Genomic DNA, 14,245 nt, shown 5'->3' with positions numbered 1-14,245 from the left:
TCAGGAAGACGAAGACCGCCACAGAGGCATAGAGACACAGAGAGAGGCGGTGAAGCCTCTCGCTTTGGCAGAGTAGTGCGAGCTTATTCTTCTTCGGGGTCGTCGTTCGTGTCTTCGTCGCTCTGCGCCTTGGCGACCCGGGCTTTCAGGCCTTCTTCCAGGCTGCTGGCTTCGCTCATCAATTGCTCGGCCGGCACGCTGGCATGCCAGCGCAGCGCGGGCAGGGGCAGGGTGCTCATATAGGGCGCTTGCTTCAGGCTTTCGGTGCGCTGGTGCTGCATCACGGCGGTCACGCCCACACCGGCCAGGGTCAGAGCGCCGACTGTTAGGCTGACCATGCGGCTGCGGCTGGGCAGCACGCGCTGGCCGTGTTGCCACACCAGCACCGCCAAGGCCAGCGGCGCCATCAGGTGCACGGACTGCCACAGCACCGGCCAATCTAGGCTGGCTGCCACTTGGGGCAGCAGCAGCTCGGCCACTTGCACGGGCACCAGCACCTTGAGCACTGTGGCCATGTGCCCCCGAAAGTCAAAGCCATGGCGGAAGAGCTTGGAGGCCAAGGCCCAGATCAAGCACCAGCCCGCCAGGGCCAGCGGTAAGCCCAGCATTACGCCCAGCCATTGCGTCCACTCCCCACCGGGGTCGGTGGACACCCAATGCTCGGCCATCGCCATCAGCACCAGGGCCAGCATCAGGCCCGCCAACACGGCCAGGGGGGTGTCGGCCGTGGTCAGGGCTTGTTCGGGCGCTAAGGGCGTTTCGGCCAGGCGCAAGCGTATGCGGCTGTGGCCCAGCGAAAAGGTGTCCAGCCCGCCTTGCAGCGCGGCCTGACTGCCTGCGCCCAAGCGCTGGCGGCCGACCCGAACGCCATTGAGTGTGTCGCCCACGCGCAGCAGCACGGTGCCGTCGGCAGCGCGTTCCAGTTGCGCATGGTGGGCGGCCACATGAGGGTCGTCTAAGACCACCAAATTGCTGAGGCTGCGGCCCAGGCTGATGGGCCAAGCGGGCACATCGACCGTGCGCAGCACTTGGCCGTCACGGTCCAGTACCTCGATCAGCGCGACGCGTTCTGTGGGGCGATCCATCCGAATCCGTTGATGTAGTGTTGGGCCAGTTTCAGGCCGTTGTCGAAGCTCACGCCGACCGCATCGAGGCGGCCTTGCACGCCGCCTGTGCTTTGGTCCACCGTGGCCACCAGCACGCCCATGCGGTAGAGCCCGGGCAGCTTTTTGTAGGCCGAGATGCACACCACTGCGCGCAGCGGCAAGCCATTGGCGCCAGCGCCAGCCTGCACGGTGCGCTCTTTGCATTGGGGGGCGGTGGTTTGGCCCGACTTGAAGCCAAAGTGCTCGTTGCCAAAGCTGCCGGAGTGCCGCTCGGCAAAGCGCAGCGGGCCAATGCGCTTGCCGTCATAGACCTCGTGGCGCACGCCAATATGGCCAATGTCCAAACTGCCGTTGATGAACAGGCGGCTGTCCATCTCGCAGTTGGTGTGCTCAAACTGCAGGCCGCGGTTGCCACTGTTGCCCGCACCTTGGCCCCAGCAGCGCATGAAGGTCTCTTGCGGCACGGGGATGGTGTAGCGGCTGTGCCCGGCGGAGCGCCAGGGCTGGGCCATGAAGCGCTCGGTCAGGTGTTGCTGATGGGCCGTGATCTGCTCGGTGAGCTGCGGATAGGCGGGTGTGGTGATGGGCTTGCCGTTGCGCGCGTTATTGAGCAGGCTTTCCGCAAACTTGGCGGGGATCAAAAAGCTGACCTGCTCGCCATCCAGCCGCTTGGCCACGTTCACGCCTACCAAGCGGCCTTGTTCGTCCAGGGCTGGCCCGCCGCTCATGCCGGGGCTCATGGCGCCGCCAAAGAACAGGGTCTCGGTGAAGCTGCGCTCCACGGGGCCGTTGAAGGCGCCTTCATTCACGGCAAAGCCCACATCCAGCGGGTTGCCTAACGCAAACATGCGGGCACCGCGCTCCAGCGCCAAGCTGCTGGGCCTGAAGCTGATGGCACCGCGCCCGGCCAGGGCTTTGGGGTCAGCGGGCTTGAGCAAGGCCAGGTCGTGGATCACGTCCACTGCCAACAGGTCCAGCGGGCCTTGCTGGCCATCGGCCGAGACATAGACCAAGCGGTGCCGGTCAGGCTTGAGCGCGTACTGGCTGACCACGTGGTAATTGGTGATCAGGTGGCCTTCGTTGCTCACCAAAAAGCCTGAGCCCACCGAGGACTGGCTGTCTTGGGTTTTGAGCAAGGTGCGCACCTGCAGCAAGCGCGGCTTGGTCTGGCTGTAGATGCGCTGGCCCAGCGACGACGGTGGTGTGGCGTCGGTGGGCGTGGGCACTTCCAGCGCGGCGGCAGAGGCGGCCCCCGCTGCCGCTGAAGGGGCAGAAGAGGGCGGTGTGGCCGCCTGCACCGCCAGCGCGGCCCACAGCGCGCAGGCGGCCGCAGCCAGCAGGGGCGCGCGCCCAGGGTGGCGCGCGGGCGTCTTAAGGGGGAGCGTCATGGGGTGGTGCAAGAGGGCTCAGTGCAGCGAAGCATCGGGAGGCGCGCCGCGCATCAGGGCCAGCGGCGTTTCGCTGACCGAGCCTGCGCTTTGCTCGTCCTCGGTGGCTTCTCGCACATCCACCACTTTGAGCGCAATGCGCAGGGCCATGCCGGCCAGGGGGTGGTTGGCGTCCAGCACCACATGGGTGGGGTAGACCTCGGTAATGGTGTAGATCAGGTCTTGCGGCATGTCGGCGCTTTGCGCGCCTTCGGGCAGGCCTTCGACCTGCATACCGGCTTCGATCTGTTCTGGGAAGAGCGCGCGCTCTTCAAAGCACACCAACTCGGGGTTGTAGTCGCCAAAAGCGTGCTCGGGTTCCAGGTGCAGATGGGCTTCAAAGCCCTCGTGCTGGCCCAGCAGGACCTCTTCGACCTTGGGGAGCAGGTCTTCGCCGCCGTAGAAGAACTCTACGGGGTCGGTCAATTCATCGATGAGCTGGCCTTGGGCATCAGAAAGTACCCAAGTGAGCGTCACCACGCAAGGAGAAGTGATGTTCATCCAAGGATGATCGCACAAGGCCATGGACAATCGGGCTCATGAGCATCGATCCCACACGCACTTTGCCCCTGTTGGGGGGCCTCTCGCCCGCGCAGTTCATGCGCCGCTATTGGCAAAAAAAGCCTTGCCTGATCCGCCAGGCCATTCCGGGCGTGCAGCCGCCCCTGGCGCGCAGCGCTTTGTTTGAGCTGGCTGGCAGCGAAGACGTGGAGTCTCGCCTCGTTACCCGCAAAGCCGGGGCCTGGAAGCTGCGCCACGGCCCGTTTGGGCGGCGGCAGTTGCCTTCGACCAAGCAGGCGGACTGGACGCTGCTGGTGCAGGGCTTGGACTTGCACGTGCCTGCCGCACATGAGCTGTTGCAGCAGTTCCGCTTTGTGCCCGAGGCCCGGCTGGATGACGTGATGATCTCTTACGCCACGCCTGGCGGCGGTGTAGGCCCGCACACCGATTCCTACGATGTGTTTTTGCTGCAGGTCAGCGGCCGGCGCCGCTGGCGTGTCGGGCCGGTCAAAGACCACAGTCTGGTGCCGGGCATGCCGGTCAAGCTGCTGGCGCAGTTTGAACCCACCGAGGAATGGGTGCTGGAGCCCGGCGACATGCTGTATGTGCCGCCGCGCTGGGGGCACGACGGCATTGCTGAGAGCGAAGACTGCATGACCTGTTCGGTGGGCTTTCGCACGCCCACGCCCACGCAAACGGCGCGCGAGGTGCTGCAACGCATGATTGATGCGCTGGAAGCGCCCGAGCAAGAGCCGCACTATCGCGACCCGGCCCAAAGCGCCACGGACCAGCCGGGCTTGATCCCGGAAGCCCTGCAGACCTTTGCCGCCAAGGCCGTGATCGACGCTCTGAACGACATGAACAGCCTGCACTGCGCTTTGGGCGAGACACTGACCGAGCCCAAGGACATCGTCTGGTTTGCTGGTGGCGAGCCGGTGGAGCCCGGGCAGGGTGCGCGCTTGGATGCGCGCACCCGCATGATGTTTGATGCGCGCTGCATCTATATCAATGGCGAGTCCTTCCGCGCGGGTGGCAAAGACGCCCGCTTGATGCAGCGCTTGGCCAATGAGCGGCAACTCAGTGCCAAAGAGGTGGCTGGCTTGAGCCCGGATGCGCTCGAATTGCTCAACGATTGGGCTTGCAGCGGTTGGTTACACGGCCTTGAATAGCCCTGCAGCCACGGGGCTCATCGCAGTTTGTTGAGGTACTTTTGCGATGGAAAGTGCGCGTCGTGACGCGCTTTCACAACATATATCGACCACCAAGAGCATGGGCATGCAGCCTGTATAGGGTAGTTCCCTAATATGACTATAATCAGAGGCTAGGCTCAGGAAAGTACCTCGCTAGAGACACTAACTCTGGTGATCAGTGTCGTTTCTGGTCTGTGGTTCTCTGTGAGTTGTGAGGAGGAGGCGCGCCAAAGAGCGGGCTTCCATAATTACCGGTAATTTCGTTCGACCTATATTGAGGATTCCCATGAACAAGTCGCTCCTGTTGGCTTCCCTGATTGCTGTTGCTTCTTTGGCCGCTTGCGGTAAGAAGCCTGAGGCTGCTGCTGCCGACATGGCCGCTTCGGCTGCTGCTGTTGCTGCTTCGGCTGCTGCTCCTGCTGTTGACGCTGCTGCTTCTGCTGCTACCGCTGTCGGCGCTGCTGCTTCTGCTGCTACCGCTGCCGCTTCGGCCGTGGTTGACGCTGCTGCTTCTGCTGCTTCCAAGTAAGCTGCTCAGCACTTCGGTACGGCCCAGGCTGTACCGGGCTCAAAAAGCCGCCTTTGGGCGGCTTTTTTGCGTCTGGTGTTTGCTCTCTTGGGCCGGCGCGAATCCGTGTGGGTGAGTAGAGATTTCGCCGGGCATGAAAAAGGGGCCTCGCAAGGCCCCTGTCATGCACGCAGCTTGGTGCGTGTCATCAGAGTTTCAGTTCTTCAACCAGCAGGGCCACGATCTTCTGGGCATTGGCCGAGTTATCCGGCTGGCCTTGGCTGTTCTGCACACTGACTCGGGTATTGCTGCCGTCTGCAGTGACGACGATGCGATAGCGGCTCAGTGGGTTGACGGCGTCTTTGCTGCTGAACAGGCGGGCAAAGAAACCGTCGTCCTTGGCGACTTCTTTGGCGTCGACAAAGCGCACAAAGTAAGTGCCTTGTGCGCGGTCGCGGTCTTCGACGGTGAAGCCACCGCGGTCCAGTGCCAAGCCGACCCGACGCCAAGCACGCTCGATGGTGTCGTCCACCTGAAGTGCGGCCGCATCGCCAGCCAACACACGTGCCTTGGCGGCGGTGGGGGCTGTGGCTGCCACGGCGGTGCGAGCTGCTTCTTCACGCACGCCCAGGCTGATCATCAAGCGCGTCAACATTTCGGCTTCAAGATTGGCGTCCGGGGCGCGTTGGGCCCAGGCGGTGGAGCCATCTCGCACACGGTCGCCGGTCAGCACTTCTTCCAGGCCTTTGTGGCTCAGGTAGATCTCGGTGCCGGACTTGGTGCGCTCCAGGCGCACGCGGAACTTGTCGCGCTCGCCGGTGGAGTAGAGCGAGTCGATCAGGCGGCCCAGGGTGTTGCGGATCAGGTCGTTCGGCAGCTTGGCGCGGTTCTCAGCCCAGTCGGTTTCCATCACACCCGCTTCTGGGGTCTCGGTGCCGAGGGTGAAGCCGCGGTCCAGCCAAAACTGCTTGACCAGGGGCCAGAGTTGTTCGGGCGTGCGGTTGCTGACCAGCCATCGTTGGTTGCCCGAGCGCTCGATGCGCACATCGCCAGACTGGTTCAAGGCCACTGACTGGCCCGGGCTGCTGGGTTTGCCAGCGCCTTGCTGGAGGGCGTTGGCGCTGATGGCACCTGCTTGCGGCAGGTAGCGGCTGTCCTTGGCCAGCGGGGTCAGGTCCGGAGGGACTTCAAGCGGGTTGGTTTTGGCTGCACCGCTGCGGTAATCGATGCGATCACCCGAGGTCAGATCGCTGAGGGCAGAGCAGCCCCCTAGTGCCAGAGCCTGGGCAAGGGTCAAGCCCACAAGGGCGGTGCGCACAGGCTTGGTGGCGGTCGGTTGGGTCACTTGTAGCGTCTCCGATGAGCCAGGGCTATTGCCCGGCCGTGAATGGGCGAGAGAGAAAGGTCAGATCAGACCACAATCTTTGAGGGCAGCCTCAACGGTGGCTTGTCCTGCAGCGGTCAATTCAACCAGCGGCAGACGTACCGTGGGGCGGCAGCGGCCCAAGCGGTGCAGGGCCCACTTGGCCGGTGCGGGGCTGGCCTCGCAGAAGAGGTCGCGGTGCAGCGACAGCAGCTTGAAGTGGATCTCGCGGGCACGTTGCAACTCGCCAGACGTGGCGGCCACACACAGCTCATGCATCAGGCGCGGGGCGATGTTGGCCGTGACGCTGATATTGCCGTGGCCGCCCAGCAGCATCAGGGCGATGGCGGTGTTGTCATCGCCCGAGAAGATCTTGAAGCCCTTGGGCGCATGCTTGATCAGCCAGGCCGCGCGCTCGATGTTGCCGGTGGCTTCTTTGATGCCAAAAATGCCGGGCACCTGAGCCAAGCGCATCACGGTGTCGTGCTGCATATCGGCCACCGTGCGGCCGGGCACGTTGTAGAGCATGACCGGCAGGTCCACCGCCTCGGCAATGGCCTTGAAGTGGCGGTACATGCCTTCTTGCGAAGGCTTGTTGTAGTAGGGCACGACTTGCAAGCTGGCGTCAGCGCCCACCTGCTTGGCGAATTTGGTCAGCTCGATGGCTTCGGCGGTGCTGTTGCCCCCGGCGCCGGCCATGATGGGCAAGCGGCCGGCGGCGTGCTGCACGGCCACGCGGATGATCTCGCAGTGCTCTTCCACGCTGACGGTGGCGGATTCGCCCGTGGTGCCGACCACGCAAATGGTGTCGGTGCCTTCGGCGATGTGCCAGTCGATCAGGGACTTCAGGGTGGTGTAGTCCACGCTGCCGTCTTCGTGCATGGGCGTCACGAGCGCCGGGATGCTGCCTTTAATCCGGTTCATTGGGTTTCCTTCGGGATCGCTGATTTTAGCCCGCAGCGGAGGCCTCTTTGGCCAAGGGCCAGCCCAAGGTGCCAGAAGAAGGCTCGGGCTGGCGCACCGCAGCGATGCGCTGGATCACGCGCAAAGGCTGATCAACGGTGCCGTCTTCGTAGCCGATGACGCGCAGGGTGGCGCAGGCGCTCAAAAGCTCGCCCGGCTGCAGCAAAAAATCGGGTCTAGAGGGCCTGCCGACCCGCTCATGGCCGATTGCAAAAGTTTCGTAAAGCAGCACGCCGCCCGGTGCCACGGCCGCCACGATGGCTGGCAATAGCGGCCGCCAAAGGTAATTGGTGACCACCACGAGCCCAAATTGTTGGCCCGCCAAGGGCCAGGGCGCTTGCTCGATGTCCGCCGCCAAACACTTCACGCGGCCCTGCAACTCGGGGAGTCGCGCTAGGCTGTCCAGCGCCAGGGTGTCACGGTCCAGCGCCAGTACGGAGTGGCCTGAAGCAGCGAAGAAGCGGGTATGGCGGCCAGCACCACAGGCCAGATCAAGCACTTCGCAGCCCGGTGCTGCCAAATGGGCCCAGCGCGTCACCCAAGGCGACGGGGCAGCGCCCGCGCCATGACCGACGGGCTGCAGCACGACGCCGCTCAAAAGCAACTCCAGACGCGATTGGCCAAGTCCACCACCAAATGGGGGCTGAGGTAGGCCTGGGCCACCAGCAGCAAGGCGGCGGCCACGGTCGCCCACACCAGCAGCGCTAGCCAGCGGCGGCGGTGGGGTGTGGGGCTGCCGGGCATGGTGAGGCTCATGCGGCGGCAGGCACGCGCTGCAAGGCTGCCTCGCGTACCGGCAGGTTGGCCAGGGCAGCAAATACGCCCAAGGCGACAGAGATCCACCAGACGATGTCATAGCTGCCAGTGGCGTCATAGAGCAAGCCGCCTAACCAAACGCCGGCAAACGAGCCGATCTGGTGGCTGAAAAACACCAAGCCGCCCAGCATGGACATGTATTGCACGCCAAAGATTTGCGCCACGATGGCATTGGTGGGCGGCACGGTGGAGAGCCACAAAAAGCCCATCACCGAGGCGAACACATAGACACTCCAGGCCGTGAGTGGTGCGAACAAAAAGATGACGATGGCCACGGAGCGCAAGGCGTAGATGGTGGAAAGGATGTACTTCTTGGGCATGCGCTGGCCCAGGCTGCCCGCGATGTAAGTGCCAAACACATTGAACAGACCAATCAGCATCAAGGCGGCCGTGGCCACCTCAGGGCCAAGCCCCTTGTCTTTGAGGTAGCTGGGCATGTGAATGGCAATGAACACCACCTGAAAGCCGCAGACAAAGTAGCCGGCCGTCAGCCAACGGTAGCTGGGGTTGCCCAGCGCCTCTTTGAGCGCCGCGCCTACGCTTTGCTTGGGCTGGCCCGAGCCGCTCGCAAGGGCCGGCTCCTTCAAGCCAAAGGCCAGCGGGATGATGAACAGCGTGGCGCAGCCCAACACAAACAGCGCGTTCTGCCAGCCGGCATAGCCGATCAGCCAGCTTTCAACCGGCACCATCAAGAACTGGCCGAAGGAGCCCGCTGCTGCGGCCACACCCATGGCCCAAGAGCGCTTTTCAGGCGCCACATTGCGGCCAATCACGCCGTAGACCACGGCATAGGTGGTGCCGGACTGCGCCATGCCCAGCAGCACCCCGGCACTCCCGGTAAAGGCCAAGCCCGAGGTCGCCAAGCCCATCAGCACCAAGCCGCCGGCATACATCAGTGCGCCGACGATCAACACCCTAAAGGCGCCAAAGCGGTCCGCCAACATGCCTGCCACCGGCCCCGCTGCGCCCCAGGCCAGGTTCTGAATCGCCAATGCAAATGCAAAGGTCTCGCGCGTCCAGCCTCGCTCGGTGGTGATGGGGGCCAGCCACAAGCCAAAGCCGTGGCGAATGCCCATGGACAACGTGACGATGGCCGCGCCGCAGAGCAGCACTTGGAACATCGACAGCGTGGCTGGGGTGGGGGAAGGGGTCGCGCGCATCGCGGGCACTGTAGCCCATGCGTGGCGGGCTTGCTGGCGCCTTGGTGACGTCGGTCGAATTCAGCCTCTCTTTGATGCCATTGAATCTCCCTGTGGTGAATGAAATCTCGGCATCAAGTTTTACTGCCCGTGAGTGCATGAAGGGGTATTTGAGGTCATGTGTCAGAGGCGGGTGATCTGTCACGAAACACCCTCGTCGCGGCGTGTGCGACAAGGGGGCGACGCCGACAATGGGGCCACATGAATGACCTCGACTTATTCCTTCCTCGCGCACTGTTGTGCGGGGTGTTGTTGAGCTGCGCGGCGTGCAGCCCCAGCCACGGGCCTGAGCCCCAATCTGCGGCCGCACCTGCCCCCGTGGCCTTGAGCGTGGAAGTGGTGCAGGCCGCTTATCGCGCAGTGCCAGAGTGGCTGGAAGCCAGCGGTAATGTGGCCCCCCGAGAAACCGTCAGTGTGTCGACGGAGCTAGGCGGCATGCGCATTGCCCGCTTTCATGCCGAGGTTGGGCAGTCGGTGAAACAGGGCCAGTTGCTGGCTGTCTTGGACGATTCACTGCTGCGCAGCGAGTGGGCCCAACTGCAAGCGGCTGCCGATGAAGCGCGCATTGCCCTGGGCACTGCCCAGCAGCAGCTGAGTCGCGCCAAAGAACTGGCCGATCAAGGCATGGTCAGCCAGCAGGCCTTGCTCAATGCGCAAGCAGCAGAAGCTGCGGCCCAGGCCCGTTTGCGTCAACAGCAGGCGGGCATGTCGGGCTTGCAGCAACGCATGAGCCGGGCGCGGGTCACCGCCCCGACGGATGGTGTGATCACCGCCCGCCTAGGCATTCAAGGCAGCGTCGTCGCCCCGGGCCAAGACATCTTCAGGCTGACCCGCCAGGCGGAGCTGGAGTGGCAAGCCGAAGTGCCGGCGCAGAGTGTGCATCGCCTTCAAGTGGGCAGCGAGGTGCTGCTGATGGCCGACAACCAAGCCGAGTTGCGCGGCCAGGTCAGCCGCATTGGCCCGGTGGTGGACCCGAGCAATCGGCGCATCGTGGTTTATGTGGCCTTGCAGCCCTCAGAGGCCGTTCGCCCCGGCAACTTCTTGAAGGGGCGGATTGCCCTGGGCGTTCAGCAAGCGTGGTGGCTGCCTTCTACCGCCATCGTGCTGCGCGGCGATGCGGCCTGGGTCCTTGCCGTCGATGCTGAAGGCTTGGTGCGTGAGCACCGGGTTCAGGTGTTGCGCACGCAGGGGCGCGAGACTGCGGTCGAGGGCGTGGACGGGCAGCTCCGCATCGTGGCGCAAGGCGGGCCCTACCTCAGCCAAGGCGACCGCGTGCATGTGGTGGCATCCGTCAGCCCCCCGCAGCCGCCGCAGGTCGCAGCCCAGCGCCCCCCAGGGCTGCGTGGCCTGAGCTTGGAGCCCTGATGCCATTGCAGCTTTCAGCCCAGCCCACTGATGGCGAGGTGTGGCGGTGAACCCCGTGCGTGAGCCCTCAGCCCCCGAAGGCGCCTTTAGCTTTGCCACCTGGTCCATCCGCAACCCGTGGCCGACCTTGCTGTGCTTCATTGCCCTGACCGTGGCAGGCCTGTGGTCCTTTCAGCAACTCAAGGTTCAGAACTACCCGGACTTGGACCTGCCAACGGTGACCACCTGGGTGGCCATGCCTGGGGCCAGCCCGCCCTTGCTGGAAACCGAGGTGGCCCGCAAACTGGAAGACGCCTTGGCCCCGCTGACAGGGGTGAAGCACCTCTACACCAGTGTGTTGGATGGCGGCGTGGCCGTCACGGCGGAGTTCAAGCTGGAGAAGGACATCCAGACCGCCATGCAGGAGGTGCGTGATGCCGTGGGCTTGATCCGCGCCGACCTGCCGCCACAGATCTTGGAGCCTGTGATCAGGAAGATCAACATCACCGGCATTCCCATCCTCAGCTATAGCGTGAGCAGTACAGTCCATGATGAGCTGAGCTTGTCATGGCTGGTGGACAGAGATGTGCAGCGCGTGCTGGCTGCGGTGCCCGGTGTGGGTGAAGTCTCTCGCGTGGGTGGCTTGAACCGCCAAGTGCAGGTGGAGCTGGACCCGTTGCGCTTGGCTGCGCTGGGGGTCACTGCCATCGAGGTCAACCAGCGCCTCAAGGCCATGCAGCTCGAAGCCCCGGCCGGGCGCTTGTTGTCTGCCGGGCAGGAGCAGTTGGCTCGCACCTTGACGGGCATTGGCTCGGCGGCGGAGTTGGCGCAGATGAATGTGGTGCTGTCGGGTGGGCGGCACATTCGGCTCGACGAAGTGGCCACGGTGCGCGACACCCATGCCGAGCGCAGCAGCATGGCCTTGCTCAATGGGCGACCTTCGGTAGCGTTTGAGATCTCGCGCGCCCGCCGCGCCAGCGAGCTCGAAGTCCGAGAGGGTGTGCAAAAGGCCTTGGCGCAGTTGCAGGCTCAGCATCCGGGGCTGCATTTCGAGTCGGTCTTCGACCAAGTCACCCCGGTGGCCCAGAACTACCAAGGCGCCATGGCGTCCTTGCTAGAGGGGGCGCTCTTGGCGGTGGTGGTGGTGTGGTTGTTCCTGCGGGACGGCCGTGCCGTGGTGGTCAGTGCCGTGGCTTTGCCCCTGTCCATCTTGCCCACCTTCATCGGCATCCATGCGCTGGGCTTCTCGCTCAATATCGTCACTTTGCTGTCGCTGTCCCTGGTGGTGGGCATGTTGGTGGACGATGCCATCGTTGAGGTCGAGAACATCATGTGCCACTTGCGGGCCGGCAAGTCGCCCTATGTCGCAGCGATGGAGGCCGCGCAAGAAATCGGCTTGGCTGTGATTGCCACCACCCTGACCTTAGTGGCCGTGTTCTTGCCCACCGCCTTCATGGGCGGGGTGCCGGGGCTGTTCTTCCGGCAGTTCGGCTGGACGGCTTCCTTGGCGGTGCTGGCCTCCTTGCTGGTGGCGCGCTTGCTCACGCCCATGATGGCCGCTTACTTTCTGCGCCCACCCAAAGGTGCGGACCCGGGGGCGGACGCAGCGTGGCTGCGCACCTTGCTGCACGCCACGGCCTGGTGTTTGCAGCGGCGGCGCACCACGGTGCTGGCCAGCCTGCTGTTCCTGGTGGCCTCTGGTCTGCTGGCCCTGAGCCTGCCCACGGGCTTCATGCCGCCGGCCGACACCAGTTTCACCCAGATTCGGCTGGAGCTACCCCCAGGCAGTCGTCTAGAAGACACCCATGCGGCAGTCAACCGCGTGCAGGCCTTGCTGCGGGAGCAGCCCCATGTGGCCAAGGTCTACACCTCCATCGGCGCCGGTGCCACCGGCAGCGACCCTTTCTGGGGTGGCGGCATTTATGAAGTGCGTCGCGCGGCCATGACCCTGACCTTGGTGCCACCTGAAGAGCGCCGCGGGGTGAGCGCCCAGGCCATTGAGGCCCAACTGCGCGAGCGCCTTCGGGCACTGCCCGGCGTGCGCACCAAGGTGGGTTCGGGGGCTTCGGGCCAGCGCTACATGATGTCGCTCACGAGCGACGACCCCCAGGCCTTGGAGCAGGCTGCTCAAGAGGTGATCCGTGGCCTGCGCGCAGTGCCGGGCTTGGGCAACATAAGCTCCTCCACCCAGATCACCCGCAAAGAGCTGGTGGTCAAGCCTAACTTTTCGGCCCTGGCCGACCTGGGCGTAGACACCTATGCCTTGGCTGAAGCCTTGCGGGTGGCCACTGCGGGTGACTATGCGCAGTCTTTGGCCCACCTGAACCTGGACCAACGCCAGATCCCGGTGATGGTGCGCTTGGGCGAAGGCGCTCTGGCCGACGAGGCCACGTTGCGCGCCTTGACGGTGCCGGGGCGCCAGGGCGTGCCGGTCAGCCTGGGCCAAGTATGCGACTTCGAATGGGTGGCCGCGCCCGCGCGCATTGACCGCTTGGATCGGCGCCGCACCATCAACATCGATGTAGAGTTGGGCCGGGTGCCCATGGGCGAGCTGGCGCAAAAGCTCGACGAGATGCCGGCCATGCGCCAGATGCCTGCTCAGGTCAACCGGGTGAACCTGGGTGATGCGGAGGTCATGTCCGAGCTGTTTGCCAGCTTTGGCTTGGCGCTGGCCATGGGCCTGTTGGCCATTTACGGGGTGCTGGTCATGCTCTTCGGGCGGCCCTTGCAGCCCATCACCTTGCTCGTGGCCTTGCCGCTGTCCTTGGGCGGCGCCTTCGCGTCGCTGTTGGCCACCGGCGGCTGGCTGGCCCTACCCAGTTTGATCGGCGTGATCATGCTGATGGGCATCACCACCAAGAACTCCATCTTGCTGGTGGACTATGCCTTGATCGCGCAAGCTCAAGGCATGCCGCGCACCGAAGCCTTGCTGGACGCCTGTGCCAAGCGCGCCCGCCCGATTGTGATGACCACGCTGGCCATGGCCGCCGGCATGCTACCCATAGCGCTGGGCTTTGGGCCTGATGCGGCCTTCAGACAATCCATGGCGGTGGCGGTCATCGGTGGGCTGATGAGCTCCACCTTGCTCAGCCTCTTGGTGGTGCCGGTGTTCTACACCTTGATGGACGATCTCTCGCAATGGCTGGCACGGCGCTGAACCCCGAAGGCCAGGCCTTGCAGACCCTGCTGCAAAGCCTATTGCCCGCTGCGGCCGCCTGCCGAGTGCAGGCGCTGGCCGACACGCCGCTCAGCACGCTGTGGCCGGCTGAGGCCGCTGCCTCGCACAGCTGGCATCCGCGTCGGCAAGTGGAGTTTGCAGCAGGCCGCCACGCGGCGCGTGCCGTGTTGGCTGCGCTGGGCCAAGCAGCTTGCGACTTGCCCCCAGGCCCACAGCGAGTGCCCGCGTGGCCTCCCGGCGTTTGCCTGAGCCTGACCCACACCGACGGCTGGGCTCTGGCTGCGGGCTTGCCAGCACCGCCTTGGCAAGCGTTGGGTTTGGACCTGGCGCAGCTGAAGCCTTATGCGCCGGGCGTGGTGGAGCGCATCCTGCACCCGCTTGAGTGTGACGCCCAGGCGCGGTGGCCTGCGGCCTTGAGTTTTTGCATCAAGGAAGCGGTCTATAAAGCGCAATGGACGCTGAGCCAAGCCTGGATGGACTTTCATGACGTGGTGCTCGTCATCGAGCCTGGCCGCTTCAGCGCCAAGGTGGTGGGGGGGCGAAGCCACCCTTGGCCGCTAGGCCACTGTTTTGAAGGGCGCTGGGTGCTCAACGACCGCCATGTGCTGGCGGTGGCGCTGATCCCCTGATGGGCGCAGCGCCAGCCCAGC

13 protein-coding genes are annotated in these 14,245 nt (G+C 64.6%); 5 read left to right on the top strand and 8 right to left on the bottom strand.

What is annotated here, in order from left to right:
• Positions 1-83 precede the first annotated feature (83 nt).
• From ACIQ3Q_RS09165 to ACIQ3Q_RS09155, 3 genes are read right to left on the bottom strand one after another with little or no spacing between them, the layout of a single operon-like run.
• Positions 84-1,085 (bottom strand): FHA domain-containing protein, encoded by a 1,002-nt coding sequence (locus ACIQ3Q_RS09165; RefSeq protein ID WP_396268771.1) that lies wholly within the window; start codon positions 1,083-1,085, stop codon positions 84-86.
• Positions 1,055-2,494, bottom strand: a complete 1,440-nt coding sequence (locus ACIQ3Q_RS09160; RefSeq protein WP_396268770.1) for a serine protease — start codon at positions 2,492-2,494, stop codon at positions 1,055-1,057. Before ACIQ3Q_RS09160 ends, ACIQ3Q_RS09165 begins: the two co-directional genes overlap by 31 nt.
• Before the next feature lie 18 nt (positions 2,495-2,512).
• Positions 2,513-3,034 carry a peptidylprolyl isomerase gene (locus tag ACIQ3Q_RS09155; protein WP_396268769.1) on the bottom strand — a complete coding sequence of 174 codons (522 nt, stop codon included), beginning with the start codon at positions 3,032-3,034 and terminating at the stop codon, positions 2,513-2,515.
• A gap of 44 nt (positions 3,035-3,078) precedes the next feature.
• Between ACIQ3Q_RS09155 and ACIQ3Q_RS09150 the strand changes: the two genes are divergently transcribed.
• Both ACIQ3Q_RS09150 and ACIQ3Q_RS09145 read left to right on the top strand, forming a co-directional pair.
• Entirely contained in the window at positions 3,079-4,203 is a 1,125-nt protein-coding gene (locus tag ACIQ3Q_RS09150; protein WP_396268801.1) for a JmjC domain-containing protein, read from the top strand.
• Between the two features lie 307 nt (positions 4,204-4,510).
• On the top strand, positions 4,511-4,753 hold the full coding sequence (locus ACIQ3Q_RS09145) for a hypothetical protein (protein WP_210810368.1): 243 nt from the start codon (positions 4,511-4,513) through the stop codon (positions 4,751-4,753).
• A 187-nt stretch (positions 4,754-4,940) separates the two neighbouring features.
• Here ACIQ3Q_RS09145 and bamC read toward each other — a convergent pair whose 3' ends face one another.
• The 5 genes from bamC to ACIQ3Q_RS09120 are packed head-to-tail and all read right to left on the bottom strand — an operon-like array spanning position 4,941 to position 9,034.
• Positions 4,941-6,077 (bottom strand): outer membrane protein assembly factor BamC, encoded by a 1,137-nt coding sequence (gene bamC / locus ACIQ3Q_RS09140; protein ID WP_396268768.1) that lies wholly within the window; start codon positions 6,075-6,077, stop codon positions 4,941-4,943.
• A gap of 60 nt (positions 6,078-6,137) precedes the next feature.
• Entirely contained in the window at positions 6,138-7,019 is an 882-nt protein-coding gene (gene dapA / locus ACIQ3Q_RS09135) for a 4-hydroxy-tetrahydrodipicolinate synthase (RefSeq protein ID WP_396268767.1), read from the bottom strand.
• A gap of 25 nt (positions 7,020-7,044) precedes the next feature.
• Complete coding sequence (locus ACIQ3Q_RS09130) at positions 7,045-7,656, bottom strand: class I SAM-dependent methyltransferase (protein ID WP_396268766.1); 612 nt, start codon at positions 7,654-7,656, stop codon at positions 7,045-7,047.
• Positions 7,653-7,814 carry a hypothetical protein gene (locus tag ACIQ3Q_RS09125; RefSeq protein ID WP_396268765.1) on the bottom strand — a complete coding sequence of 54 codons (162 nt, stop codon included), beginning with the start codon at positions 7,812-7,814 and terminating at the stop codon, positions 7,653-7,655. The genes ACIQ3Q_RS09130 and ACIQ3Q_RS09125 overlap by 4 nt, the downstream gene beginning before the upstream one ends.
• Positions 7,811-9,034, bottom strand: a complete 1,224-nt coding sequence (locus tag ACIQ3Q_RS09120) for an MFS transporter (protein WP_396268764.1) — start codon at positions 9,032-9,034, stop codon at positions 7,811-7,813. The genes ACIQ3Q_RS09125 and ACIQ3Q_RS09120 overlap by 4 nt, the downstream gene beginning before the upstream one ends.
• 240 nt (positions 9,035-9,274) lie before the next feature.
• On the opposite strand from ACIQ3Q_RS09120, the gene ACIQ3Q_RS09115 reads away from it, so the two are divergent.
• Genes ACIQ3Q_RS09115 through ACIQ3Q_RS09105 form a run of 3 tightly spaced genes read left to right on the top strand, consistent with a single transcriptional unit; the run spans position 9,275 to position 14,224 of the window.
• The gene (locus ACIQ3Q_RS09115) at positions 9,275-10,438 is read left to right on the top strand and encodes an efflux RND transporter periplasmic adaptor subunit (RefSeq protein ID WP_396268763.1); all 1,164 of its coding nucleotides are present in this window, start codon (positions 9,275-9,277) and stop codon (positions 10,436-10,438) included.
• Positions 10,439-10,493: 55 nt separating this feature from the next.
• Positions 10,494-13,574 carry an efflux RND transporter permease subunit gene (locus tag ACIQ3Q_RS09110; RefSeq protein ID WP_396268762.1) on the top strand — a complete coding sequence of 1,027 codons (3,081 nt, stop codon included), beginning with the start codon at positions 10,494-10,496 and terminating at the stop codon, positions 13,572-13,574.
• On the top strand, positions 13,556-14,224 hold the full coding sequence (locus ACIQ3Q_RS09105; protein ID WP_396268761.1) for a 4'-phosphopantetheinyl transferase: 669 nt from the start codon (positions 13,556-13,558) through the stop codon (positions 14,222-14,224). Before ACIQ3Q_RS09110 ends, ACIQ3Q_RS09105 begins: the two co-directional genes overlap by 19 nt.
• The last annotated feature ends 21 nt before the right edge of the window (positions 14,225-14,245 follow it).

Origin of the sequence: Ideonella sp. (genome assembly GCF_044358605.1) — a bacterium.
Lineage (GTDB): Bacteria > Pseudomonadota > Gammaproteobacteria > Burkholderiales > Burkholderiaceae_C > Ideonella.
Note: the sequence above shows the minus strand (reverse complement) of the source record. Positions and strands in the feature narration are given on the sequence as shown.